At 56.0% G+C, this 23469-nt stretch carries 21 protein-coding genes; 6 read left to right on the forward strand and 15 right to left on the reverse strand.

The window, feature by feature from the left end:
- Positions 1-792 (forward strand): amino acid ABC transporter ATP-binding protein, encoded by a 792-nt coding sequence (locus HMPREF0573_RS09135; RefSeq protein ID WP_013189647.1) that lies wholly within the window; start codon positions 1-3, stop codon positions 790-792.
- Between the two features lie 27 nt (positions 793-819).
- On the opposite strand, the gene HMPREF0573_RS09140 is transcribed toward HMPREF0573_RS09135, so the two are convergent.
- Entirely contained in the window at positions 820-2244 is a 1425-nt protein-coding gene (locus HMPREF0573_RS09140; protein ID WP_236585897.1) for a hypothetical protein, read from the reverse strand.
- A gap of 118 nt (positions 2245-2362) precedes the next feature.
- On the opposite strand from HMPREF0573_RS09140, the gene HMPREF0573_RS09145 reads away from it, so the two are divergent.
- The 5 genes from HMPREF0573_RS09145 to HMPREF0573_RS09165 all read left to right on the forward strand — a co-directional run bounded on the left by HMPREF0573_RS09145 (position 2363) and on the right by HMPREF0573_RS09165 (position 9520).
- A complete protein-coding gene (locus tag HMPREF0573_RS09145; RefSeq protein ID WP_013189648.1) occupies positions 2363-4087 on the forward strand; it encodes a hypothetical protein in 1725 nt (574 codons plus the stop codon).
- A 9-nt stretch (positions 4088-4096) separates the two neighbouring features.
- The gene (locus HMPREF0573_RS09150; RefSeq protein WP_013189649.1) at positions 4097-5638 is read left to right on the forward strand and encodes a hypothetical protein; all 1542 of its coding nucleotides are present in this window, start codon (positions 4097-4099) and stop codon (positions 5636-5638) included.
- Complete coding sequence (locus tag HMPREF0573_RS09155) at positions 5638-6939, forward strand: hypothetical protein (protein WP_013189650.1); 1302 nt, start codon at positions 5638-5640, stop codon at positions 6937-6939. The genes HMPREF0573_RS09150 and HMPREF0573_RS09155 overlap by 1 nt, the downstream gene beginning before the upstream one ends.
- A gap of 135 nt (positions 6940-7074) precedes the next feature.
- Positions 7075-8685: an ABC-F family ATP-binding cassette domain-containing protein gene (locus tag HMPREF0573_RS09160; protein ID WP_004006630.1), complete on the forward strand. Its 1611-nt coding sequence runs from the start codon at positions 7075-7077 to the stop codon at positions 8683-8685.
- Positions 8686-8749: 64 nt separating this feature from the next.
- The gene (locus HMPREF0573_RS09165; protein WP_004006629.1) at positions 8750-9520 is read left to right on the forward strand and encodes a hypothetical protein; all 771 of its coding nucleotides are present in this window, start codon (positions 8750-8752) and stop codon (positions 9518-9520) included.
- Positions 9521-9584: 64 nt separating this feature from the next.
- Here HMPREF0573_RS09165 and HMPREF0573_RS09170 read toward each other — a convergent pair whose 3' ends face one another.
- The 14 genes from HMPREF0573_RS09170 to HMPREF0573_RS09235 form a co-directional block, all read right to left on the reverse strand.
- Complete coding sequence (locus HMPREF0573_RS09170; protein ID WP_013189651.1) at positions 9585-10697, reverse strand: oxidoreductase; 1113 nt, start codon at positions 10695-10697, stop codon at positions 9585-9587.
- Positions 10698-10812: 115 nt separating this feature from the next.
- On the reverse strand, positions 10813-11289 hold the full coding sequence (locus HMPREF0573_RS09175) for a metal-sulfur cluster assembly factor (protein ID WP_004006627.1): 477 nt from the start codon (positions 11287-11289) through the stop codon (positions 10813-10815).
- Between the two features lie 4 nt (positions 11290-11293).
- Entirely contained in the window at positions 11294-11836 is a 543-nt protein-coding gene (gene sufU / locus HMPREF0573_RS09180) for a Fe-S cluster assembly sulfur transfer protein SufU (RefSeq protein WP_004006626.1), read from the reverse strand.
- A gap of 18 nt (positions 11837-11854) precedes the next feature.
- A complete protein-coding gene (locus HMPREF0573_RS09185) occupies positions 11855-13159 on the reverse strand; it encodes an aminotransferase class V-fold PLP-dependent enzyme (protein WP_041798092.1) in 1305 nt (434 codons plus the stop codon).
- 33 nt (positions 13160-13192) lie between these two features.
- The gene (gene sufC, locus HMPREF0573_RS09190; protein WP_036324481.1) at positions 13193-13957 is read right to left on the reverse strand and encodes a Fe-S cluster assembly ATPase SufC; all 765 of its coding nucleotides are present in this window, start codon (positions 13955-13957) and stop codon (positions 13193-13195) included.
- Positions 13958-14023: 66 nt separating this feature from the next.
- Positions 14024-14335: a Rieske (2Fe-2S) protein gene (locus HMPREF0573_RS09195; protein WP_004006623.1), complete on the reverse strand. Its 312-nt coding sequence runs from the start codon at positions 14333-14335 to the stop codon at positions 14024-14026.
- Positions 14332-15501 (reverse strand): Fe-S cluster assembly protein SufD, encoded by a 1170-nt coding sequence (sufD, locus tag HMPREF0573_RS09200; RefSeq protein WP_004006622.1) that lies wholly within the window; start codon positions 15499-15501, stop codon positions 14332-14334. The genes HMPREF0573_RS09195 and sufD overlap by 4 nt, the downstream gene beginning before the upstream one ends.
- Positions 15502-16947, reverse strand: coding sequence for a Fe-S cluster assembly protein SufB (gene sufB / locus HMPREF0573_RS09205; protein WP_036324173.1), 1446 nt, complete (start codon positions 16945-16947; stop codon positions 15502-15504).
- A gap of 90 nt (positions 16948-17037) precedes the next feature.
- Positions 17038-17757, reverse strand: coding sequence for a helix-turn-helix transcriptional regulator (locus HMPREF0573_RS09210; protein WP_004006620.1), 720 nt, complete (start codon positions 17755-17757; stop codon positions 17038-17040).
- A gap of 221 nt (positions 17758-17978) precedes the next feature.
- Complete coding sequence (locus HMPREF0573_RS09215) at positions 17979-18659, reverse strand: NUDIX domain-containing protein (RefSeq protein WP_013189653.1); 681 nt, start codon at positions 18657-18659, stop codon at positions 17979-17981.
- A gap of 58 nt (positions 18660-18717) precedes the next feature.
- Positions 18718-19914, reverse strand: a complete 1197-nt coding sequence (locus HMPREF0573_RS09220; RefSeq protein WP_004006618.1) for a glycosyltransferase family 4 protein — start codon at positions 19912-19914, stop codon at positions 18718-18720.
- Positions 19911-21617, reverse strand: a complete 1707-nt coding sequence (gene murJ / locus HMPREF0573_RS09225; RefSeq protein WP_004006617.1) for a murein biosynthesis integral membrane protein MurJ — start codon at positions 21615-21617, stop codon at positions 19911-19913. The genes HMPREF0573_RS09220 and murJ overlap by 4 nt, the downstream gene beginning before the upstream one ends.
- Positions 21618-21671: 54 nt before the next feature.
- On the reverse strand, positions 21672-22421 hold the full coding sequence (locus HMPREF0573_RS09230) for a hypothetical protein (protein ID WP_004006616.1): 750 nt from the start codon (positions 22419-22421) through the stop codon (positions 21672-21674).
- A 43-nt stretch (positions 22422-22464) separates the two neighbouring features.
- The gene (locus HMPREF0573_RS09235) at positions 22465-23445 is read right to left on the reverse strand and encodes a copper transporter (protein ID WP_004006615.1); all 981 of its coding nucleotides are present in this window, start codon (positions 23443-23445) and stop codon (positions 22465-22467) included.
- Positions 23446-23469 lie beyond the last annotated feature (24 nt).

Here is a 23469-nt window from a genome sequence, read left to right on the forward strand (position 1 = left end):
ATGTCACCAGCAAAGCAGGAAAAAATGAGCACCGCACTATCCATCAAAGACATGCACAAGAGCTTCGGCAACCTGGAAGTCCTGAAGGGGGTCTGCATACAGGTCGAGCAGGGTGAGGTCCTGGCGATTCTGGGTCCTTCCGGTTCGGGCAAATCCACTTTACTGCGTTGCGCCACGTTCCTGGATCGCATGGATTCCGGAAGCATCGAGTACTTCGGAGAAACCGCCCTGAGCATGAAAAATGGTGAAAAAACCTCGAGTGGCGACGAGAAACGGTTCCGGCATGATTACGGGCTGGTGTTCCAGAACTTCAACCTGTTCCCCCACTGGAATGTCATGCGCAACCTCACCGATGCCCCGATTAAAGTGCAGCATCGCAATCCGACCGAGGTTCGCGCCGAAGCCCACCAGCTCTTGGAACGTATGAACTTGGGAGATAAAGGCAATGCTTACCCCTCTGAGCTGAGCGGAGGTCAAAAGCAGCGCGTGGCCATCGCTCGGGCGCTCGCATTGAAGCCGCGGATGCTGTATTTTGACGAACCAACTTCCGCGCTAGATCCTGAGCTCACCGGCGAAATCTTGGCTATTATCCGCTCTCTGGCTGACGAACGAATGACTATGGTCATCGTCACTCACGAGATGGAGTTCGCCGCCCAAGTTGCGGACCGTGCCGTTTTCATGGACGGCGGCACCGTGTTGGAAGAAGGTCCCGCGGAACAGCTCATTCACCACCCTACTCAGGAACGGACTCGCCAATTCCTGCACAAGCTGCAGGGCGAGCAGCCACGGTAACGGTGCCTTCGCCGAGACCGCAGAAGGCTAGGCAGACTGGGATTCCGGGGAGGATCCAGCAGTCGATGATTCCGCGGCACTGGCAGAATCATGAGACATCTGCATCCGCGCCAAAGATGTCAGCATCCGAATCTCGGGACCCAGACGTCGCACGGAGGGGAAGTTCGTCTGTTCCAGCCCTCCCAGCAGTAGCAAAGCGTCAAATCCCTGGTTGCATTCCAAGAGAGCCCGCGCCCGCAACAGCCGCGCCATAAACCGCGCGTCTCCTTCGGTTCCCTGCAGTAACAAACCGTCGGGAAGCAGGTGAGAATCCAGCAACCCCAAAGACGATGACACCTCAACATTGCCGTTACGCTCGTCATACCGGGCTGCCAGTGTGGCAGCTGCCTGCCCCAGCAAATCGCGAGCCTGTGCCACAGTTGGATGCACCAGGGCAGGAATCTCGTGGAAACGCGAAGTCGAAGCCAACGACACCTTCAGGGAATACCTCCCATATCCAGCCCAATCCAACGCTTCTAAAGCCCCGACGAGGGCACGCATCCCGACCAATAAATCCCACGGGTCGTGAGCCTGACGAATCAACCCCAGGTGCCGCTCCAGTAACAGGAGCAGGCGTGACCACATCCCTGCCACCGCTAGAAATTGAAAGTGTTCGCACAGCTCGGAAAGCCGGGAGTTCTCACGATCATATTCATAAGCCACCAAGTGCGCTTCCCAGGCAACCTGCCAAGCATCAGCGGCGACCAGCCCCGGTAGCATCACCCGCAGCAACCGCGCCTTTTGCGGAGCCGGAATCTCGTGAGTCAACATCCGCCACGACACCTGCAAGGCCTGGTCGGGATGATGCTCCCAAGCCAGTGCCACCTGCGAAATATCTATCGCGCGCCCCAGAGCCGGATGATCCGCGGGAGTAATCCGGTCGATAGCACGATCCAAAAAATACCGTTCCTCAGCAGGGTTCCCCAAGGCTTCCCGCATCCGATGACGCAGGTAATCCCCGGCAGCCGGCGAGGGACCAAGGCTAGCTTGGAAAGCCTGCAAGCCAGCCAATAAATGATTCAGCAGGGACAGGGGGACATCAGGGTGTGTACAGGCACTCTCGATGACCTCGGGATAGAAGCGAGAGAGTTGCTCCAACTGACGCGAATCATACAGTTCCGGGCGATGCAACAGGCGGGTCAGCGTTGAAGAAAATGCTTCCAAAGCCTTGCCGGGATTCCGACCTTCCAGATAGCAGCCAATCAGCTCAATTTCAGCCCCTGCCAACAAATCGTCATATCCAGCGTCACGAGCTGCACTCACCACGTCTAAAGTCGCTTTTGTACGTGGCAGTCCGGGAGGAATCGAGGCAGCATTCATCAATTGCGTGGACAACACCGCCGCGCTGTGGGGGGCAGAATCATCAGATGCGGAGTCAAAAGAGTAAGCATCATCGGAAAACGTTATGCTCAACAGACTCCCCCTTACCTATCCCGGTTAAAATCACCATACCGGGGCGCGCTGTCCTAGCACGTGTGACACACCGGGAAACCGGACGAGGAACCTTGTGAATATGTAAGAATGGGTGCTAATGAGCATTTTTGAGTCCGACGGCTTCGTCCCCGGAGTGGATCCAGAAATTCTGACCATGCAGATTGGCGATGATCTGGAAACTGCTTTGCGTGAACCATTGAGTACAGATCGCCTGCATCGCCTGGAAGAACTGGCGACTCTGGCTCAAAAACACGGTCTGGACGAAGTGGAAGCCACCATCCGCCTGGAAGTCGTGTGGGATGCCCTCGAATCCGGCGACTCCGAATCCGCCTTGGCGACCCTGTCGTGGGTGCTACAGCAGGTCGCGCACGGGCAAATGGTCCCGAACGAAACTCAAACCCAGGTCATCGCCCAACAGCTGCTGCAAATTCCTACCTTGGCAGCCCGACACCCCGGCGTAAGCGCGAAACTCCTCGAACACTTGACCTACTGGATGGAATACTTCACGACTGAAGCGGGTATTTCCTTGCGTTCCCGCTGGATTACCCGACACCAGGTGGAGTTGGGACGGGGACATCGCGAAGCCGCTCGCGAAGCTCTCGATATTATTTCTGCTTTGGAAGAACTGCCCCGGGAAGTTCGCGACGAGGCGGACTGTCCCCTGCACCATTATCGTTCCCGCATCGCTTGGGCAGTCAACGCTTCGGAATTTCCCCAAGCGCTCTCCCTCTATCGCGATGCTTTGGAGCGGTGCGCTGCCGCTGACTGGCAGTGCATTCAACCGGATGACATCAATCCCCTCCTGATGCTGCCACTGTCTTGGGCAGGCGAAGGTGATGCGGCGTGGCGCGCTCACGAACGTTCTTACCGTCACCAAACCGAAACTTCCCAATACCTCGGTGACATTGCTTCTCACCTGCGTTTTTGCGCGGCGACGTGGAACATTCCCGAAGGCTTGGAACTGCTGGAAACCCATGCGCAATGGTTCGCTAATCCTGAGGACCCTTGGGATTTACTGGTGGCGACCCGCTCCGCGGCAACTTTCCTCTCCCGCGCCGTGGGGGCTTTTATTGGGACGGGCACAAAAGTGCCGCCCCTCGGATTTGCTATCAACGGGTCGAATCGTTGGCTCTCCTTCGAGAGTCTCAGTCCGGCGGATACTATAGCGCTGGCACAAGCCCGGTTGGAATCGGTAGCCATGAAACTTGCGTTGGCTTTTGACTTCCGTAACGCTAACAACACCATGTCCACAAGGGTCACCCAGAGTCTGCACGAAGCTCCCCTGTGTTCTTTCGCTGCGGTGAAAGACCTTTTGCGAGTCCGTTTTGGCGTAAAGAATCTGCTCGCCGAACAGGGGTTGAGCGAAAACAGTCCAGAATGGGTGCTGCCAGAGCTAGACGATCCGTCTTGGGCGCATCAACCTGTTCCAGAGTTTCATTTGTTGGACTTTCAACAGGCCTCTGCCGTCGAGAAACAGCTGCGAGCCTTTGAGGAGTCGATTGATTTTTCAGCGCTGCCAGCTGCGATTTCTGCCGATAAAGAACGCTTGGTGCTGGGGACAAACCGGGTGGCTTTCTTGGCCGCGGCCGGCAAGTGGAACGAGGTTATAGATACGGGTGAACTGCTGCTGGAAATCGGTGAACGAGTGGACGATCACCGTCAGTCGCTGCGTTTGGCGTGCTACCTGGTGCAGGCTTATTGGCAGTTGGACGATTTGAGTGTGGCGCGTAACTGGCTGGTGCGGGCTGACGAGTTTATAGATGCTACTATTTCGGGCAAACCTCGCGCGCTCTTGGACGATTTGTCCCTGTTGGCGGGATAAACTTTCTTCATGCAACGTTTCGCCTTACCTCCTGTTCCGGATTCTCTGGATGAGCTGTGTGAAGCGTATACGGATGCGACCGGATCTTATGCGTGGCGGCTCGCGGACCGGATGCTGCAGGCTTTTCCGAACGCTCCTCTGAGCGCGGTGGCGCCTCGCCACGCTATCTCGTTCCTGCGACTGCGGGCAACCATTTTAGATGCTTTGGGGGATGTCAGTGCCTGTCGGGCTATCTTTAAGTTCGCGGCTACCCAAGCCGCAGGGGCGGGCGACATAGTGTCCCAAGCGGCCGCTCTGGCGCAGCTGCACGTGGATCGATCTTTCCGTCTCGATGATGACACCGAGCACGGCTCAACTTTTGTGGGAGATATTCGTAAGGATTTGCGAGACATCGTGAATCTGCTTTTGGATAATCCCGCAGCTATGGCACAAAATCCGGATTTGTCCACGGCAACCCTCGCCCATCTGGTGCACGGTTTTGCTCTCATTGGAGCCAATGCTGATGGCCGGGAGACCCTGGATCAAGCTCGGGTTATCTGTCCCGAAAAAGAATCTCTCAAAGCCAGTTTGGACCTGGCTGATGCCGTGCTGCTGGCTTGCTGCGGGCAGATTGATGAGGCTTTGGAATTCGGGGAACTTATATTAGGGCGCGATTCCGAAGACCCACTGGCGTTACAAGTCGAGGTGCGCGAGTTCTTAGGGACCTGGTATCGAGCCATAGGCCGTCACGTAGATGCCGCCAATCACCTCCGGATTGTGACCGACCTGTGCCGCGACTATGACCTGCCCTACATGGCTGTGATTGCGGCAATGGAACAGATTTCTTCCCTGGTGGAACTGAACAAAACGGAAATCGTGGTTGATTTAGCGTCCTGGGCTCTGGATGTAGCTCACGATCTCGGTATCAATAACGAGGTGGTGAGGACTTTGGACATTGTCTTGGTTCAAAGTTTGGCCAGTTTAGGGCGGCATATTCAGGCGGTTAATTGCGCTGAGATTGCCGGCACGCGAGCTCGGGAACACGGGGACGTAGATACCGCCATTGTGCTGTTTGAAATGGGAGCTAAATCTGCCAGAGCTAGCGGAGATCAAGCTCGTGCCGCTAATCTTTACGGATTCTGCGCGGAACTAGCCGGTGGTGAAATATCGCTGCGAGCCCGCTTCCTACGTAAAGAGTCCGCGGCGATTTTAGAGACCGTAGGTCTGAAACCTCCGCGTCGGGAGCTGCCCGAGGACTCCTGTGCGCCATTCCCGGACGACCCCGCCGCAAGACTGGAAGCGGAAACGCTACAGCACCTAGAGATTACTCCGGATGTTAAATCTATTGAAGCAAGAACTGCACTGTCTCTAGCAAAGGATCTTTTGGAGGAAGCGCTTTCGCTGTTGATGTCCACTCCGGAGGGAGAACGCGAACTCGCTGCGCAGGAACTTGCTAAATGGAATGAACTGCGCACCTGGATGGCGAGTGTCGAGGGTGACGCGGACACTTCGATTGTGCCTAACGAAAGTGCACCACCACCGTCAGACTCGTCCGAGGAGGGAAAAGCGTAATGGCAAATCGGATGGATATTACGCTGCTGCTGCCGGATTTGGCCAGCCAGTACGCCACCTCGTCGCATTCCGTCAGTCTGCATCTGCTGGCTTATGCCCTGCAGGCTTTCCCTCTTGCTGAACCTTTTGCTCCCAGCCCGAGTCGCAGCGAGACAGAAAATCTGAACATTCTGCGCCTATGGGCAGATATGCTGGTAGCCCGCGGTGAGAACAGCGCGGCAGCCTCCATCTGGAAACAAGTCGCAGTGTGGTGTCATCATCGAGACGATTTGAGGGGGGCTACCTATGCCCTGGCGCAGGCACACGCTCTACTATTGCCTCAGATTCCTCCGGCGGAGGCTTCCGAGACCGCAGCACAGCTGATTAAATTCCTCGCCAGAGTACCTGATTCATTAGAAAAATCTGAATCCTTGGTGCTTTTAGCAAACAGCCTGCTGGAATTGGGGGATTTGCGAGCCGCCCGGATTCTCCGCGGTGAAGCTGCGGTCAGCTCAGCCCGGATTCGTCTGGATTCCGCTCTGTTACAGGTGAAAATCTATCTGGCTCAAGGGCAGCGGGAGCAGGCACTGTTTTTTCTTGACGATTTAGAGGGCAACCCGGGGATTTTTTCTGATCTGCAGGGCGCCCGCATGACCATCGGAATGTTTCGTCTGCAAATGGATCAGGATAGCGGGAACTACGCCGCTGCCCTGAATCGGGTAAAAACGTTATTCCAGCAGGCCAAATCGGAGGGGCTGCTGCTCCAGCAAGCCCTGCTGAGTGCCACTCGAACTGATCTCGATGCCGAAATGCATCTGGATCAAGACGTCATTTCCCACGGTATAGAGACTCTCCGGCTTTTTGACCAGCTGAATCTGGGAAAATCCCGTCGCATCGGCGTCAAAGCAGTGCTGGCTCGTTCGCTGGCGCGGATGGGACGCGCCAAAAAAGGCATTGAATACGCTGAGGAAGTTTCAGCGTGGGCGCAGCGCCACGGGAATCTGGCACTGGAGCAAGAATTTACGGTTATTGCCGCGGATTTGGCAGCACGCGATCTGCAGGGCATCCGCGCCGCTGGGCTCTATGGTTGCGCTGCGGATTTGTACAGCGAACGACCGCTTTTGCGGGCCCGCTACCTGCGAAAATGCGCGGTACAACTGGTTTATTCTGCCGGGTCGGACCGAGAAACCACCATTCATTGGGCGCTCTCGCTGCTGCGCGAAGCCGGGGAGTTACTGCACGGCATGGAACGCCACGGCGAAGTCGCTGCGGAACTCTCCGCCTGGGAATTCGACCGTCTGTGGATTCGCACCCGAAAATAATCAGACGCACACTTTTGGGGTGGTTTTCCGTCCTGAGAGTCCTCTGCCAGACGGATTTTGTAAATTGCGATCTCACGTCACAAGGTCGGTTGAGCAGGTTTTCAGTTCTGGCGGTTTTCCGACTAAACTCTTGGGGTGATTACTGCCACTGACCTCACCTTACGGATCGCGGATCGCATCCTGATGGAACACGCTTCATTCCAGGTCAACAAAGGTATGCGGGTCGGTTTGGTGGGGCGCAACGGCGCCGGCAAGACCACCCTAATGAGACTACTGAGCGGTACCGGTCTGCCCGATGCTATTCAAGTTGAGGGAACCGTATCCCGGTCGACCGCCCCAGGCTACCTTCCCCAAGATCCTCGGGAAGTTGATCCCGACCAGATAGTGCGCGACCACATCTTGAGCGTGCGCGGACTGGATGTCATCGAATCTCGCATCCGCAAAGCGGAGGAGGCGATGAGTCGTGAATCAGGCGAAAAACAGCAAAAGGCCATGGAAAAATATGTGCGCCTGGATCAGGAGTTTCACATGTCCGGCGGTTACGCGGCAGCTTCCGAAGCTGCACAAATCGCCGCTAACTTAGGGATTTCTAACGAAACATTACGGCAGCCTTTGGGGACGCTCTCCGGAGGGCAACGCCGCCGGGTCGAGCTGGCACGCGTGCTGTTTTCCGGGGCAGACACCCTGCTGCTGGACGAACCGACCAACCACTTAGACCACGACTCGATAGTGTGGCTGCGCGGGTACCTGCGTTCATTCCCTGGCGGAGTCCTGATTATTTCGCACAATGTCAAGCTCTTGGACGAAACCCTGAACCAGGTTTTGTATTTGGATGCGATGCGTGGCGTGTTGGACGTGTACCACATGGGTTGGAAGGCATATTTGCAGGCTCGCGCTGATGATGAGGTACGGCGGAAACGGGAACGGGCGGTAGCAGAAAAGAAAGCCGCGGCTCTGCAAGCTCAAGGCGAACGTCTCCACGCGAAAGCCACCAAGGCTGTGGCTGCCCAACAGATGCTGCGCCGAGCGGCGCAGCTGCTGGAAAATACCCAGGCGGAAGGTCCGAAGGAAAAAGTCGCCAAACTGGATTTCCCTCAGCCCCAGCCTTGTGGAAAAGTTCCCCTATCCGCGGAGGGAATTTCTAAAACTTACGGTTCCTTGGAAGTTTTTACCAATCTGACGCTGGCTATCGACCGCGGTTCAAAAGTGGTGGTGTTAGGCTTCAACGGCGCGGGAAAGACGACCATGCTGCGTATCCTAGCTGGCTTGGAGACCAGCGACACGGGACGAGTGGTTCCTGGTCACGGATTGAAGCTCGGCTATTACGCCCAAGAACACGAGACGCTGGACAACTCCCTCTCCGTGGTAGAGAACTTACGGCGGGCAGCTCCGGAACTTGACGACACCCAGGTACGTTCCCTGCTGGGACAGTTCCTGTTCTCCGGAGCGGATGCAGATAAACCCACCGCAGTGCTGTCCGGCGGAGAAAAGACCCGTCTAGCTTTAGCCACATTGGTGGTGAGCGGGGCGAACGTACTGCTGCTGGACGAACCGACCAACAACTTGGATCCTGCCTCGCGCGAGGAGATTCTAAATTCCTTAGCCACCTATGAAGGGGCAGTAATCTTGGTCACCCACGATCCGGGCGCGGTGAAGGCACTGGATCCGCAACGGGTTCTGCTGCTGCCCGATGGTGATGAGGACCTGTGGGACGAAACTTATCTGGAACTGGTTGAAGTAGATTAAACCGTTGTCTATCCACACCACACGAAACGGTAAACTGTTTGAAACAGACTAGAGAGGAAAACTGATGCGTTATCAAAAGACCGTCGCCAGCATCCTGGGGGCGGCACTGCTGGCAGCAACGTTGAGCGGATGTACCACCGGTACGAAACAGACTCTGGATCACCCTGACAGCGCTTATGTCAAGCAAAAAGATGACCTCCCCACAATGGTGAAACAGTTTTCCGGTCCGAATCTGGCCATTATTTTGAGTGGGTTAAAACTCAAAGGTGAAAGCCTGAAAGTCTATGACGAAGAGACCACCGCTTCGATGCGCTCTGCCGATCACCAAGCGTTAGATTTGTTGCGGCAAACTACCTTTAAACCTGAAAAGTGCCAGCAAAAAGTTCTCGACTCGTATGCGGATCAGGAAAGCATCCCCGCTGCTTTTTCCCAAGCTAACCTTAATAATCACGCCACCGTTGTGCGCACTCAACTGCGAGCTTATGATTCCGTGGCGCAGGCCCAGAAAGCCATTAAAGTCCAGCGGGATTTAGCACAAGCCTGTCCCACTTATGCAGTGACGGCTCCCGGAGACAAAAGCCTCCGGTTTACCACCGCCGCGGCGGATTATCCGCTTGACGGAGCCCAAGACGGCTTGATGATGACTAGCAGAACGGACCCCGGTGAAGGCCAGCTTGCCACTACCGAAGTCGGGGTGTTTCAGAGAGTCGGTAACTTGGAAATTCGGGTGTATTTTGACGGCAAGAATCCAGTCAAGGACGCTAACGAGGTGCGTGCCGAATTGCAGCGATTCGTGACGTATCTGGGTCAAGCTCTGATTGCGAAGGCAAAGTAGTTCCCGTTGAACCGCTGCCCTAAGGTCAATAGTCGCGCCGCCTCGAAGTCAAGGCTGATAGACATCAGCTGCGCGGAGTGCCATTGATATAAGGCTTGGGAATCGGGGCTTCATCACCCAAACGTGCCGCCCAAGCCAATGGCAGCGAGGGATCAGTCAGCAGCGGTCTGCCAACCTGAATCACAGAAGCTTGACCGTTGACCAAAATCTGCTCAGCTTGCGCCGGTTCGGTAATCAAGCCGACTGCTGAAACAGGAAGCGGGCCTCGGTCTTGAATCTCAGTGGCGTATTTCACCTGATAACCGGGGGCCTGCGGAATTTCCACCCCGGCAATCAGACCACCGGTGGACACGTCAATGAAGTCAACGCCGAAGGCTGCCAAATCCTGGACAATACGACCCCAGTCCTCTAGGGTGACGTCACGCTGCAAACCGAAAGCTCCGCTGGGTACCCAGTTTGTCGCGGAAATTCGCATTAAGAGCGGGAAGTTCTCTCCCAGCTCCCCTCTAATCGTAATGACCAGCTCGCGCCAAAACCGGAACCTTCCCTGCAAGTCACCACCGTACTCGTCAGTACGCTGGTTCGTCAGCGGAGAAATAAACTGGCTCAACAGGTAACCGTGGGCACCGTGAAGCTCCACAAAATCGAACCCGGCTTCCAGGGCGCGGCGGATGGCAGAGACGAAATCCGTTTGTGTCTGACGAATCTCCGCGACACTCATTTCACGTGGAGTCTCGTGGCGGGCAGTAAACGGAATCGGACTGGGAGCCACCGTATGCCAACCGATTCCTCCCAAGTCGGAGTCTTCTGGAGCCAAGGGAGTACCGGACGGAGAAGCGGAGGCTTTTCTGCCCGCGTGAGAAATCTGAATGCCGGCAGCCGCGCCACCTTCCTTGATGAGGGTAGCCAGTCGCGCGAACGCGGGGATTTTCTCGTCCCGATCCAGCATTAAATCAAAGGGACTAATGCGTCCTTCCGGGTTCACCGCGGTCGCTTCCACGATGACAGCGCCCACCCCGCCTGCTGCCCTAGCACCGTAGTGAACTTCATGCCAATCGTTAGGCCAACCCGCAGACGGTCCCTCGGAAGAGGCAGTAAATTGGCACATCGGCGGCATCCACAAGCGGTTGCGGGTCTCGAGGTTTTTCAGTCGAAACGGCGTAAAAAGGTGGGACATGGGGTAATTCTAACAAGAGCCGAGGAATCTTTGCGCCCATGTTATTCCTCAAGCCAAATCTAACTGTGAAATACCTTAGCCCGCCCCAGGCAGCACAAATTCGCCTCTGAGTGAATCACACGTTGAAACCGAGAGCCCGCAGCTGCTCGCGACCGTCCTCAGTGATTTTGTCTGGACCCCACGGTGGCAGCCACACCCAGTTGATTGACACGGTTTTCATCAAATCTTCCAGCACGAAACGGCATTGGCGTTCAATCATATCCGTCAGCGGGCAGCCGGCAGAGGTCAGAGTCATATCAATGACCAGGGCATCTCCGTCCAGGTGCAGCCCGTAAAGCAACCCCAAATCCACGATGTTGATGCCCAGTTCCGGGTCGATGACGTCCTTCAGCAGTTCCACGATTTCTTCCACCAGAGCTCGCTGTTCCTCGGAAAGCTCTGCTCCTGGTGCCGACACGGTGTCCGCCGCTACCCCTTCGACCACGGTTACTGCCCCCGCTGGCGTGGCGCTGCCCTCGGATTCCACCATCGCGCTGGTGTCGGGAGTTCCCAATTCGTTCAATAATTCTTTGCTCAAGGGTTCTTCGCTCATGGATTTATTCCTTTGCCATTTGGGGGTGTTGCGGGTCACAAGTCCGGTTCATCACTTTCGGGTCACAGTGCGGCGCCGTCTGGGTCCCGCCGCCGGTTCCATCCGTCACTTCCGCCTGAGCCAGGGCATCTTTCAAAGCCATCCACCCCAGCAGAGCGCATTTCACACGATTGACGTACCGAGAGACTCCTTCCAAACTGGATGCATCGCCCAGGCGATCGAGTAGGTCTTCGTCCACCCCTCGACCACGTGAATGCATCATTTCGTTGAAATCCTGTTCCAGCCCGTGCACGGCTTCCAGGTCCTGTCCCTGCACCAGCTCCCACATCATCGACAGAGACGCTTGCGAAATCGAGCAGCCATGCCCGTCCCACACCAGTTCACGCAACTTTCCGTCTGTCACTTTCACCTGCAGCGTAACCTCATCTCCGCAAGTCGGATTGACCTGGTGGGAACTCGCTGCCCAGCCGGGCAGAGTACCGGCACCATGCCGAGCTTTGGACTGCTCCAAGATGAGCTGTTGATACAGGTTTTCCAGTTCGTTCACTTGTATTCCTTCTGTCTATCAGTCACCCTCGGGTGTAACCCCAAAGAACTTCGCGGCCTGGGGTAACGCCTGCAGCCAACGATCAACCTCTTCAATAGTCGTGGTAGGACTGAACGTGGCTCGGGTGGAGGCGCTTACCCCAAAGAACCGATGCAGCGGAATGGCACAGTGATGTCCCACGCGTACCGCCACCCCTTGAGAATCCAAGTATTGCCCCAGGTCATGAGGATGAATGCCCTTCATTTCAAAAGACAACACCCCCGCGCGATGCGTCATGTCGGTGGGACCCAGTACCTTCACACCGGGAATGTCGACCAGTCTCGGCAGGGCATAAGCGGTGAGAGCCTGTTCGTGTGCAGCGACCCGTTCCATCCCCAGTTCTTGCAGGTATTTGCAAGCGGCAGCCCACCCGACAATCTGGGCTACCGGCTGTGTACCGGCTTCAAACCGATAGGGAGCCGGCATGAAAGTAGTTTCTTCCACCGTGACGTTTTCAATCATAGAACCGCCACTGAGGAATACCGGCAGCTGCTCGAGTAACTCACGCCTCCCCCACAAGGCTCCTACCCCGGTGGGTCCAAGCATCTTGTGCCCGGAAAAACACGTAAAGTCAACGCCCAGCTGATCCACGTCCAGCGGCAGGTGAGCACTGGACTGGCAGGTATCCATCACGACGATGGCACCGACTGCCCGGGCGGCAGCAATAATTGGCGCGATGTCTGTCACCGCTCCCGTCACGTTGGACAGGTGCGTGAACGCAACCACCCGCGTGCGCGACGTAATGACATCCTCCAGGTGATTCACGTCCACGCGCCCGTCGGGAGTGAGTTCGATGACTTTCGTCACAGCTCCGGTACGTTTAGCGACCAACTGCCACGGCACCAGGTTAGCGTGATGCTCCGCCCTGGTGAACACGATTTCATCACCGGGCTGCAAGGCAAAAGGACCGCCTGCACGCTCCCAGGTAGCAGCTGCAAACCCGTAAGCCACCAGGTTTAACGCTGCGGTTGCCCCCGAAGTCCACACGATTTCTTCGGGGTCGCTCACCCCTAAGAAGTCCGCCACGTCCTGCCGAGCATCTTCAAAAAGGGAGGTTGCTTCGTCGCCGAGCTGGTGGGTGCCGCGATGCACCGCCCCATTGTGATGACGGTAAAAATCGTCAATGGCATCCAACACCGCTGCCGGCTTTTGTGAGGTTGCCCCCGAATCCAGGTAATCGAGGGGCTGACCATCACGTCCCGGAATGGTCAGAATCGGAAAATCCGCACGCATCCGGGCGAGCTCCGCCGGGCTAAAATCTGTCGTCTTCGAGACTGTAACCATGACCACTCCTTCCCTTTGCCTGTCGTGCCGCACTCAGGCAGCCGTCGAGGCTCCCAGGTACTTGTCGTAGCCTTCAGCTTCGAGTTCGTCTGCCAATTCGGGTCCGCCTTCTTTGCTGATACGCCCGTCCACAAAAACATGAACGAAATCGGGATGTACGTAGCGTAAAATCCGGGAATAGTGGGTAATCAGCAGAATTCCTGTATTGGCAGACTCGTGAACCCGGTTGATACCTTCGGAAACGATTTTGAGGGCGTCAATATCCAAGCCGGAATCCGTTTCGTCCAGAATCGCAAACTGTGGTGCCAACAGCTGCATCTGCAGGATTTCCAAGCGTTTCTTTTCCCCGCCGGAAAAACCCGCGTTCAAATCCCGACTGGCAAATTCTTTCTCCATCTTAAAGTCGTCAAAAGCGCCGTTGACTTCTTTCATCCATTTGCGTAGCGACGGAGCTTGCCCCGCCACCGCGGTCTTGGCAGCACGCAGGAAATTCGACACGCTCACGCCAGGAACTTCGACGGGGTACTGCATCGCCAGGAACAAACCCGCCCGAGCGCGCTCATCCACGCTCATCTCCAGGATATTCTTTCCGTCCAGCAGAGCCTCACCACCGGTAACCTCATAATTCGGGTGTCCTGCCAAGACATAGCTCAAAGTCGATTTGCCCGAACCGTTGGGTCCCATAATGGCGTGTACTTCCCCGGAGTTGATGGTCAGGTTTACGCCTTTCAAAATCTTTTTTGGTCCCTCTGGAGTCTCCACCTGGGCTTTAAGGTTCTTTACTTCCAACACTGACACTGTTTTCTCCTGTTTCTTGTTCCATTCCGAGCGACTCACACGTTTCCCACGCTGAGACGGGCTTTGTTATGCTTTCAAATCCACCGCGATAAATCCGTCAACAATTTGCACCGGGTAAATCTTAAGCGGGTCGTACGCCGGAGACAGGGGCTGACCTGTCTCCAAATCAAATTGTGCCCCGTGCGCGACGCATTCCACACAGCCATCTTCAATAATGCCGTCCACCATGGATACTCCGGCGTGCGGGCATTCCTTTGCCATCGCGTGAAAATCTCCCTCATCGCTGCGCAATACTACGATGTCGGTGCCTTCCACGCTAACTTCTTTGCCGGTTCCCGGCTCAATCTCGTCAACACTGGCAACATTAATAAAGCTCATTGCAAACTCCCTACGCTCAGGTGGCTATCTACGGTTTCCAATACATAGTCGGTCAGTTCCGGTATTTCTAGCATATTCAATAGCTCCGCATAGAACGCCCGCACCACCAGTCGTTTCGCATTGACTGCATCGATGCCACGACTTTGCAAATAGAACAGCTGTTCATCGTCAAATCTGCCGGTTGCGGAAGCATGTCCGGCACCTTCGATTTCGCCGTTATGAATTTCTAGATTCGGCACGGAATCCACGCGGGGTCCTTTACCCAGCACCAGGTTTCGGTTCAGTTCGTAGGAATCAGTCCCGAAAGCCTGCGGCCCGATGCCAACGTCACCAACCCATACGGCATGGGCATCCTGACCTTGCAAAGCCCCTTTGTAGGTCACCCGGGACTTAGACTTTTGCCCCTTGTGCTCAATGAACAGCCGGTGTTCCTGATGTTGTTCTGAGTTAGTAAAGTACAGCCCCAACAGGTTCAAATCGCTGCGTTCTGCAGGAAGGTTCACTCCCATCGCAATACGGACTGAGTCCCCTCCCAAAGTAACGTTGGCGTGTTTCACGCTGGCGTTTTCACTCAAAGTCAGCTGTTGAGTCGCCATATGCACAGCGGTGGCGTCCCAGGCTTGCAGGCTAACCACGTTCAGTTTCGCGCCCGGCTCCGCTTTCACTTCCAAGGTCTCGTTCAGGGAACCGCCACCACGGTGACGCAGCACAATGGTGGCTTGGGAGTTCTTTTCCGCATGTATCCGCACGTGACCGACCGTGTCGGTGCCTTCCGCAGTGACATCAATCCAGACCGGTCGACTAACCACGCCTGTAACCGCCACGTCAAGGGTCTGGGAAATGTTGTTCCAACCCACCACTCCGGCACGATCGAAAGGTGCTCCTGCCAGTGGTGACAGCCCCACCAACGCGGACAGTTTCAGGGTCACACCCGCCTCGGGCTGGACTGGTTCGTCAGCGCGCAAAGCCACGCCATCTATCGCAAACTTGGCACCGCCGCCCTCCAGAGATTCTTCCAGTAAACCGGCGAATCGGGACAGAGGGGTAAATCTCCAGGCTTCTTCCCGTCCGGTAGGCATCGGAAAATCCTCTACTGACGTGGAGGTCAGTCGAGTTGGGGTCGGTGCGGTCAGCGCATCGCCAGTTGGCATAGTCACTTCAGTCATTTAACCCACCGAGCCTTCCATCTGTAGTTCAATTAGTCGATTCAGCTCTAAGGCGTATTCCATCGGCAGTTCCTTGGCAATAGGCTCTACGAATCCGCGCACGATGGTTGCCATCGCTTCCGTCTCAGTCAGTCCCCGGCTCATCAGGTAGAACAGCTGGTCCTCGGACACTTTGGAAACGGTTGCCTCGTGACCCATTTCGACCTCGTCGTTGCGCACATCCACATAAGGATAGGTGTCGGAGCGGGAAATGGTGTCCACCAGCAGGGCGTCGCACAGTACGTTGGACTTGGAACCAGTGGCATTTTCGGCAATATCGACCAGACCCCGGTATGACGAGCGTCCCCCTTGCCGGGAGATAGATTTGCTGACAATATGCGAGGACGTGTGCGGTGCCCGATGCAGCATTTTTGAGCCGGTGTCTTGATGCTGGCCCTTGCCTGCAAAAGCAATGGACAGAGTCTCGCCGTGAGCGTGTTCGCCCAGCAGATATACCGAGGGATACTTCATGTTGATGCGTGAACCGATGTTGCCGTCAATCCACTCCATTGTGGCGCCTTCCTCGCAAAAGGCGCGTTGGGTCACCAGGTTCAACACGTTATTCGACCAGTTTTGGATGGTCGTGTAGCGCACGCGGGCATTCTTTCTCACAAAAATTTCCACGATGGCGGCGTGCAAGGAATCCGATTGGTAAATCGGGGCGGTACAGCCTTCCACGTAGTGGACGTAGGAACCTTCGTCAGCGATAATCAATGTCCGTTCAAACTGACCCATGCTTTCGGTATTGATGCGGAAGTACGCCTGCAGGGGAACTGTGCACTGCACTCCCTTGGGAACGTAGATGAAAGAACCGCCGGACCATACCGCCGTGTTCAGGGCAGCAAACTTGTTATCTCCTGCCGGTACTGCCCGCCCAAAGTATTCCTGGAACAGTTCAGGATATTCTTTCAATCCCGTATCGGTATCAAGGAAGATAACGCCTTGTTTCTCGAGGTCCTCACGGATTTGGTGGTAAACGACCTCCGATTCGTACTGGGCAGCCACTCCATCCACTAAGCGTTGCCGCTCCGCTTCCGGAATACCCAGACGGTCATAGGTTTGTTTGATGTCCTCGGGCAGGTCATCCCAGGATTGAGCCACTTTATCGGCTGCCCGCACGAAGTACTTGAACTCGTCAAAGTCCAGGAAGCTCAAATCGGGACCCCAATTCGGAATGGGTTTGCGTTGAAAGATTTTCAGGGCTTTCAACCGCAGTTTCAACATCCATTCCGGTTCATCTTTCATCTTGGAGATGTAGCGCACCACGTCCTCATCCAAGCCACGCTTTGCGGCTTGCCCAGCAGCATCGGAATCATGCCAGCCGAACTCGTACTTATCGGAAATAGATTCGATAATCTCATCATCCGCGCGCTTTTTCTGATCTGACTCAGTCAGAGCATCGCTCATCTCTATCCTTTCATCCGAGGTTTTCTCTAAGTCTAGACAATTCATCCGGGGCTTAACTCTCAAGAGCCACCAGGAGACATCCTCACTATTTTATTCCCCCCGACGCGCGACCTTCACCCCACTCAACACATTAATGCTGCTCACGGTTCCGTTTTTGCGCAAGGTTAGCGGCACGCTGGTGGTACAAGCATGATCCCCCTCGGCGAGAGTGGCGAGACGCTGCACATGGGTATCGAGCAGTCGAGAAAAAGCCTGCGTTTCGGCTTCGCAAAGTTTTGGATAGGACTTGGCCACGTCCTGCACCGGGCAGGATCCTTGGCAAAGTTGCAGCGCCAACCCGTGCGCAGTTTGTCGAACGGTCGCGGCATAGCCATCTTGCGCCAGCGCATCTGCCAAAGCGACAACCCGCGCTTGTGGGTCGTCTCCGGCAGCGTGAACCACCGGAGCATAGCGGCGTTCCACCTCCCGCGAGTGCCGGTTGGCAAAGTCTTCGATGGCTTGATCCCCGGCGACCTGCTGCAAGTAGTCCAGAGCTTTGTTCGCCATCTGCGAATAACCATCTGGCAACGTAGCACGTCCAGCGTCAGTCGCTACATAGTGACGTGCCGGACGTCCGCGACCGCGAATCTTTCCGGTGGCTTCAAGGTTCTCGATTTGCCCACTTTCTTCCAGATAGATGAGGTGGCGCCGAACTGCTGCCGGAGTAAGTTTGAGGATATTAGCCAAGACAGAAGCGGTAATGGGACCCTTTTCAATGATTAGGTCCAGAACGACTTGACGGGTGCCCTGATCATCTACGATTGCTGGCATCCCGCTCCCCCTTCGTCAAAATCTTTACATCAACTATGACTTTCCTAAATCTAGCATATTTTCCCAAGCTAGTCATTGCTTAAAAGCCGCCAAAACACACCAAACAGGGGTTTTATTGAAAAATTGCGCAACAGAAGTGTATCAGAAATCATTTTTGAATCCCCGTCAGTCTAGCCCCGCCAGTGTCAGTGAAAAGGGACCTTCCCCGGCTAGCACCAAGGCTAATCCTGATAGATTTTCCGAAACCACGGGGCTGCCACCGGACGTAACGAAACCGGGGAAACATCTGGCAACCCCAGCGCCAGCGCGGTAGACAGCACTCCCACGACCACAGAAGGATTGTGTATCTGACCCGCAAAAATCGCTGCCACGGCATCTCCCAGCCCCACCCAGCGTCGCGTCATGAACGCTTCCTCAGCTTCACGTTGAAAACTGCGCTCCGGTACCGGAATCAGAGTTAAATCGCGAGCCAAGAACACGCGCAGGGCTTCAGACGATCCGCCTGGCGTGGTGAAATAATCCACCAGCACATCCCACCGTGCAGCCCGCAAGTCGGCTTCTTCCGCGAGTTCCCGTTGCGCTGCCCGCAGCGGGTCCTCCCCCGCGATGTCCAGCAGTCCCGCAGGAATCTCCCACAAGGTCGCCCTCACCGGGTGACGATACTGGCTAATCAGCAGTACTTCCGGCTCTCCCGAAGCGCTCTCTGCGCCTTCCCGCAGAGGAACGATGGCTACCGCCCCCGGATGCTTCACAAAATCCCGAGTCGCCATCCCGTCTCCATAGCTAACCTGCTCGGTGAGCAAAGAAAAGACTTTACCCCTAAACACTTCCTTGGAATCCACTACGGGAAATTCGGTTCGCTCATCTGTTGGTGACGCCAACTGCGAGGGGTTATCAGTCATTGTGGTCTCCTGTTTGTGGTTCCGGGGTGCTCTGGTTTTCTGGCTGGGACTGCCCCGATTAGAATCGCCGATAGAATCCCAGCCATTCGCTAGCGACTTGGTCGGTAGTCGGCCAGGTTGCGGCGCGATGTCTCGCAGACTCTTGCTTTTCATACCAAATACTGGGGTTAGCGAGCAGTTTTGTGATGGCTTGAGCTGTCGCATCAGCATCGTCTGTGTCTACCACAAGGCTGCCGATGCCCAGTTCCGTCTCTCGTGACGTTCCCGCGAGGTGTTCCCCTCTGGTCAAACTTTCACCTGGGGGGCTTTCCACCGCCACTCCGGCGGGCAGCAGGATATCCCGCAATTTTCCAACCGGAGCAGCCACAATCGGCAGCCCCAAGCTCATGGCTTCTTGGGCGATGAAACCCCGCGACTCCCACTCCGAAGTAATCACCAACACGCTCGCTGCCTGCAACCAGGTATCCAAGGACTTGCGCCACCCCAGGAAAGACACTTGTGCGTCGGTGCCGTAAGAACGCAAACCCGCCAGCAGCTGCGGATCCCCATCCCCGATGACCACTCCTGTGGCTGGATAAGTCACCCGCTGCATAGCACGAACGAATCGGTCAAAACGCTTTTCTTGCTCAATTGGACCAATTCCCAGCACCAGCTGACCACGGTTGCGCAACCGTTCCGCAGCTGCCAATTTGGTCCAGTTACTCACCCGCTCCTTACGATTGAGCATTCCGGTCTGCAAGAGTTTTTCTACCCTGGGGCTGACCAGGAAAGATACTGCCGAGTCAGTGTCCGCCGAGGATTTGCGGTCAATTTTTGCGGTCAAGCGCAGCGAGGACCCCGAAATGAGAGAGGCCCGGTTATCCATCCACCGAAACAGCAACCGCCGCCAGACGGTATCCCGACGTTCATCATTCAGTTCATAAAGCGAGACTAAAAGTGGCGGGGTGTTAGGCATGAACGTGGTCAATACCAGAGCATACAGCGCCGCTTTCAACCCGTGAACGTGGATGACATCAGAGTTTTTTAACACGTCTTGGGCCCGGCGCAATCGTCGCAAATTCGTACCTATCAGGAACAGTCTCCGGGGTGTCACGAGCCACAGTGGCAAAACATTCTTGAGACGATACCGCTTAGCGCTGGTGGGTTCCGCGATAATCTGGACATCGTGACCTTTCGCTACCAAAACGCTGGAAAGCGATGCCACGAAAGTGCCCATCGAGTGTGCGGCTTCACCCATCACCATGGTTATTTTCACGATTCGCCTTCTTCCGAACGCGGTGTCTGCAGTTGGGACTGTCGGGAATTCTGCGGGGAGGAGCTTTGCTCAAGGTTCTCGCTTGTTTCGACGGTTTCGGGAACCTGGCGGGCGGCCCGGGTTTGTTTCCAGAAGGGCGTGGCAATGATTTTCAGTCCCGGCAAGGCACAGATTACCGCCACAAAACCGGCTGCGAGAATTGCCCAGAGCACTCCCAGGGGCAGATCTAGGGTCATGACCCCCGCATAGGATAAGCGCCCGAAAGCGCCCCCCAGGACAGCGCCGGGCAGAGCAATCAACAATGCCCGCAACACTTGTGCCGGAGAACCCACCTGGAGACGTCCCCACATTATCAGCAGATAAACCCCTGCCGCGCTCATACCCAGGACATTGCCAGCGCCCAGTGCGAGGAGCGTAGCAACACCGTTACCGCGCGAAGGCGCCAAAACGATAATCAGCAGCCATCCGCTGATAGCAGCTATCCCCCACCCCAGCAGTGCTGCGAAAAAGGAATGCTGGGCATGATTAAGGGCAATAAACACTCTTGACAAGTGATAGAGCAAGGCGTATCCCACCAGGGCAGGAGCCATCGCCACGACTGCCATTTCCAGTCCCGGAATGGGTCTGTTCCATGCAAAAATGGCTGCCATACCGGGTGCCACCACGATCAAACCGGAGACACCCAGCAGAGACAGACCGGCAATTAACGCGGTGGAACTGGTGGTCAGCTCTCCAGCTTTTACGGTCTGCCCCGCGGCGAAGCTCCTGGTCAATAGCGGGAATACGACAGTCGCGACCGGAAAAGTGAACAGCGCGTAGGGCAGCAGATAGATAGCTTGGGAATACTGAAAAACATTGATAGTGCCTTCCACCCCGCCCCACCGGGTCAGGAACAATGTGGCGAGCATGTAGCCTTGGGCTGCCAGCAGGGCTCCGATACCGTAGGCTCCCAACGTGAGAGCGTGCCGGAATTGTTCCCGGGGCATCTTCCATACGAGTTTGAGGCGCACTCCCACGTTCCAGACGGGAATGAACAGTGGAACGCTCAGCACCAGCACGCCTGCGGTAGTTCCCCATGCCAGAGCGGTAATAGCCGTGTATTCGGTCGGGTCAGAGCCGCTCCCGGCGCCGTAGGCGGCATAGGCACCAATGGTTACTACGGAGGAAAACGCCGGCATCAGGGCTGGCCAGGCAAACCGATGGTGAGCTTGGAGGATTCCCCCCAGCACCACGGCGACCCCGTAGAGAGGAATCTGGAAGGCAAACACCCTCAGGAAATAAGCTGTCAGTGCATTTTGTGTGGCAACGTCGGAACCTACCGAGACAGGCAGCACCGCGGCGATAGGCTCTGCTGCCACGAAAACTATTAACCCCAGCGGAACCAGCATGGTCAGCGTCCAGGTGAGCAGCGCCGAAGCGATACGATTCACTTCGTCTTTCAGCGAACCGGCAATAGCTTGAGCCAGCAGGGGGATGGTAATGGAAGCCAAAGCGCCCCCTACCACGACCTCAAAAATCACATTGGGGATTTGGTTCGCCGAGGCATAGGCGTTGCCGACCGTGTCCGCTCCGACCCAGGTGGCTTGAGCCAACCATCGTCCGAAACCAAAAACCCTGGAGACTAGCGTAATCACCGCTACGGTCCCGGCTGCCCCTGCTAAAGCGGCTACCGGGTTCGTAACGGTTTTTTCACGCTTTCTCAAATCGGTTTACTCACCTTTCGGACTGTTTATGTAACGTGCCGTTCCACGCGAATCCTACGCGGGCAAACGTCCCCAGTTGTCTCCAGCTTTTAGCACCGGGTGACTGTCGATGACTTTCGAGAAACTGATTTTTTCACTAGCCAGGGTCAGGACAGCGATTCCCGCCAAGGTCACGAGGTTGGTGCGGGTAGTTCTTCCCTGCGACCAAGTGGTTCCCAAAGCTGCTCCCAAAGCGTTTGCGCCCGTGTCGCCCAACATGGTGACTTCACGCAAATCTAAGGGCAGGGCAGCGGCGATAACAGCACAGTTTGTTGCCGCCAGGCGTCGACGTGCGAAGTTGCACCCACTGTGGGCGGGTAAGAATCCGGCAGCGCCTCCCAGTAACGCCACTTTGAGAGCCCGACCCGGTCTGAGATCCAACAGATTGAGCAAGTTTGCGCTCCCCGCGATAACCCCGGCTTGGATTATCCAACCCCAAATATCGCGGCGTGGGCGAGCTGCCACAGCCCCTGTAGCTATGAGAGCCAACATTTTAATCAAACCGGGACTCAATCGCCCCTCTTTCAATGCCCCGATATGACCGCGCAGCCCTTTAGTGGACTTGTTGGTAGCATCGCCGTCAGACATGTCGTCAAAGAACCCTGCCGCGGCGCTACCCGCCGCAGCTATAGCGACCTGCAGAGCCGTAGAATTCCGCCTTCCCGAAATGATTTGAGCTACCGGCAGCAAGACACCAACTGCTGTCCCTCCCCAGAGACTCACATTCCGACCGTGGAAATTCGTGCGCTGGAAGTTAATCTGCATAACTTGCCTTCCGGTTTTGTTCCTGGATTGTTTTGACCGAATCTCACTGTGGAGCTGGTGAATCGACCGGGGCGGCGGGGGCCTCAGTTGGAGCGGGCGGAGCAGGAACTTCCATGAAGGGCGGCACCAGGGCGGAGGCTTTCTGTTCACTGCCCCAGGCTCCAGCAGTGCCATTCATACGTGCCACCAAAGCAAATGGCAGAGAAAGAAGTGAAGTTTTGGTACCGATGCCGTCCACCGTGGGAACGGGATTTCCGCCCGCCCGCACTTTGGTCAAGAGGTCGTTCTCTCCCTGAGCCGAACCGTAAAGCACCACTCCCGAGGCAAACGTATTGAGGGTCTGCGCGAATTCAACGATGCTCTTGGTTCTTTTTTCCGATGCCTTCTGCTGTTTCTCATTCTGCGGTTTCAGCGGACCGGAACCCACAATAATCGCGGAGCGAGCCGGTTGAGTCGCTGGGTTAGCAACCTGAATAAGGGGGGTTTCTTCCACCGTCAGAATTCCAGAAAGCGAATCATTTTGACCGGTGAAAATCAGCTGACCAATCGCCGCTGCCAAAGTGGATTCCGGCGTGGTGGCACGGGCGGTATCGGTCAGGTACTGTCTGATTTGACCGGAAAGCGCATCCCGGTAAGCCTGTTTCGCGGGGGCGAAGAAGCTATCTTGTAAGTTGATTTGAGCGTTGACGCTACCACCCGCCGCGGTAACAATTTCACTCACGGATTTCACATCTTCAGCTTCGGCATCCGGCAGCACCACCAGTGCAACCCCCGTGCCTTGCAGAAGTCCGTTGAATATCCGCGGCGCGAACTGTTCCACCGTCTGGTCTTGTACATTGATTCGAGACTGGGCTTGGGTCAGTTGATCGTTGAGCTGATTACGATCTTCCCGGAGCTTGTCGACTTGCCCCGTCAAAGTGTCCCCGATGGGATCAGCCAACGGTCCAGCGCCAAGGATAATCCCCACCGCGAGAGCCAAGAAAACCGCCACCAGCGAAACCAGGTGATACCGAAAATCAATCATAAGTTTTCTTCCAATCTAACTTTC

This window comes from Mobiluncus curtisii ATCC 43063 (assembly GCF_000196535.1).
GTDB classification, from domain to species: Bacteria; Actinomycetota; Actinomycetes; order Actinomycetales; family Actinomycetaceae; genus Mobiluncus; species Mobiluncus curtisii.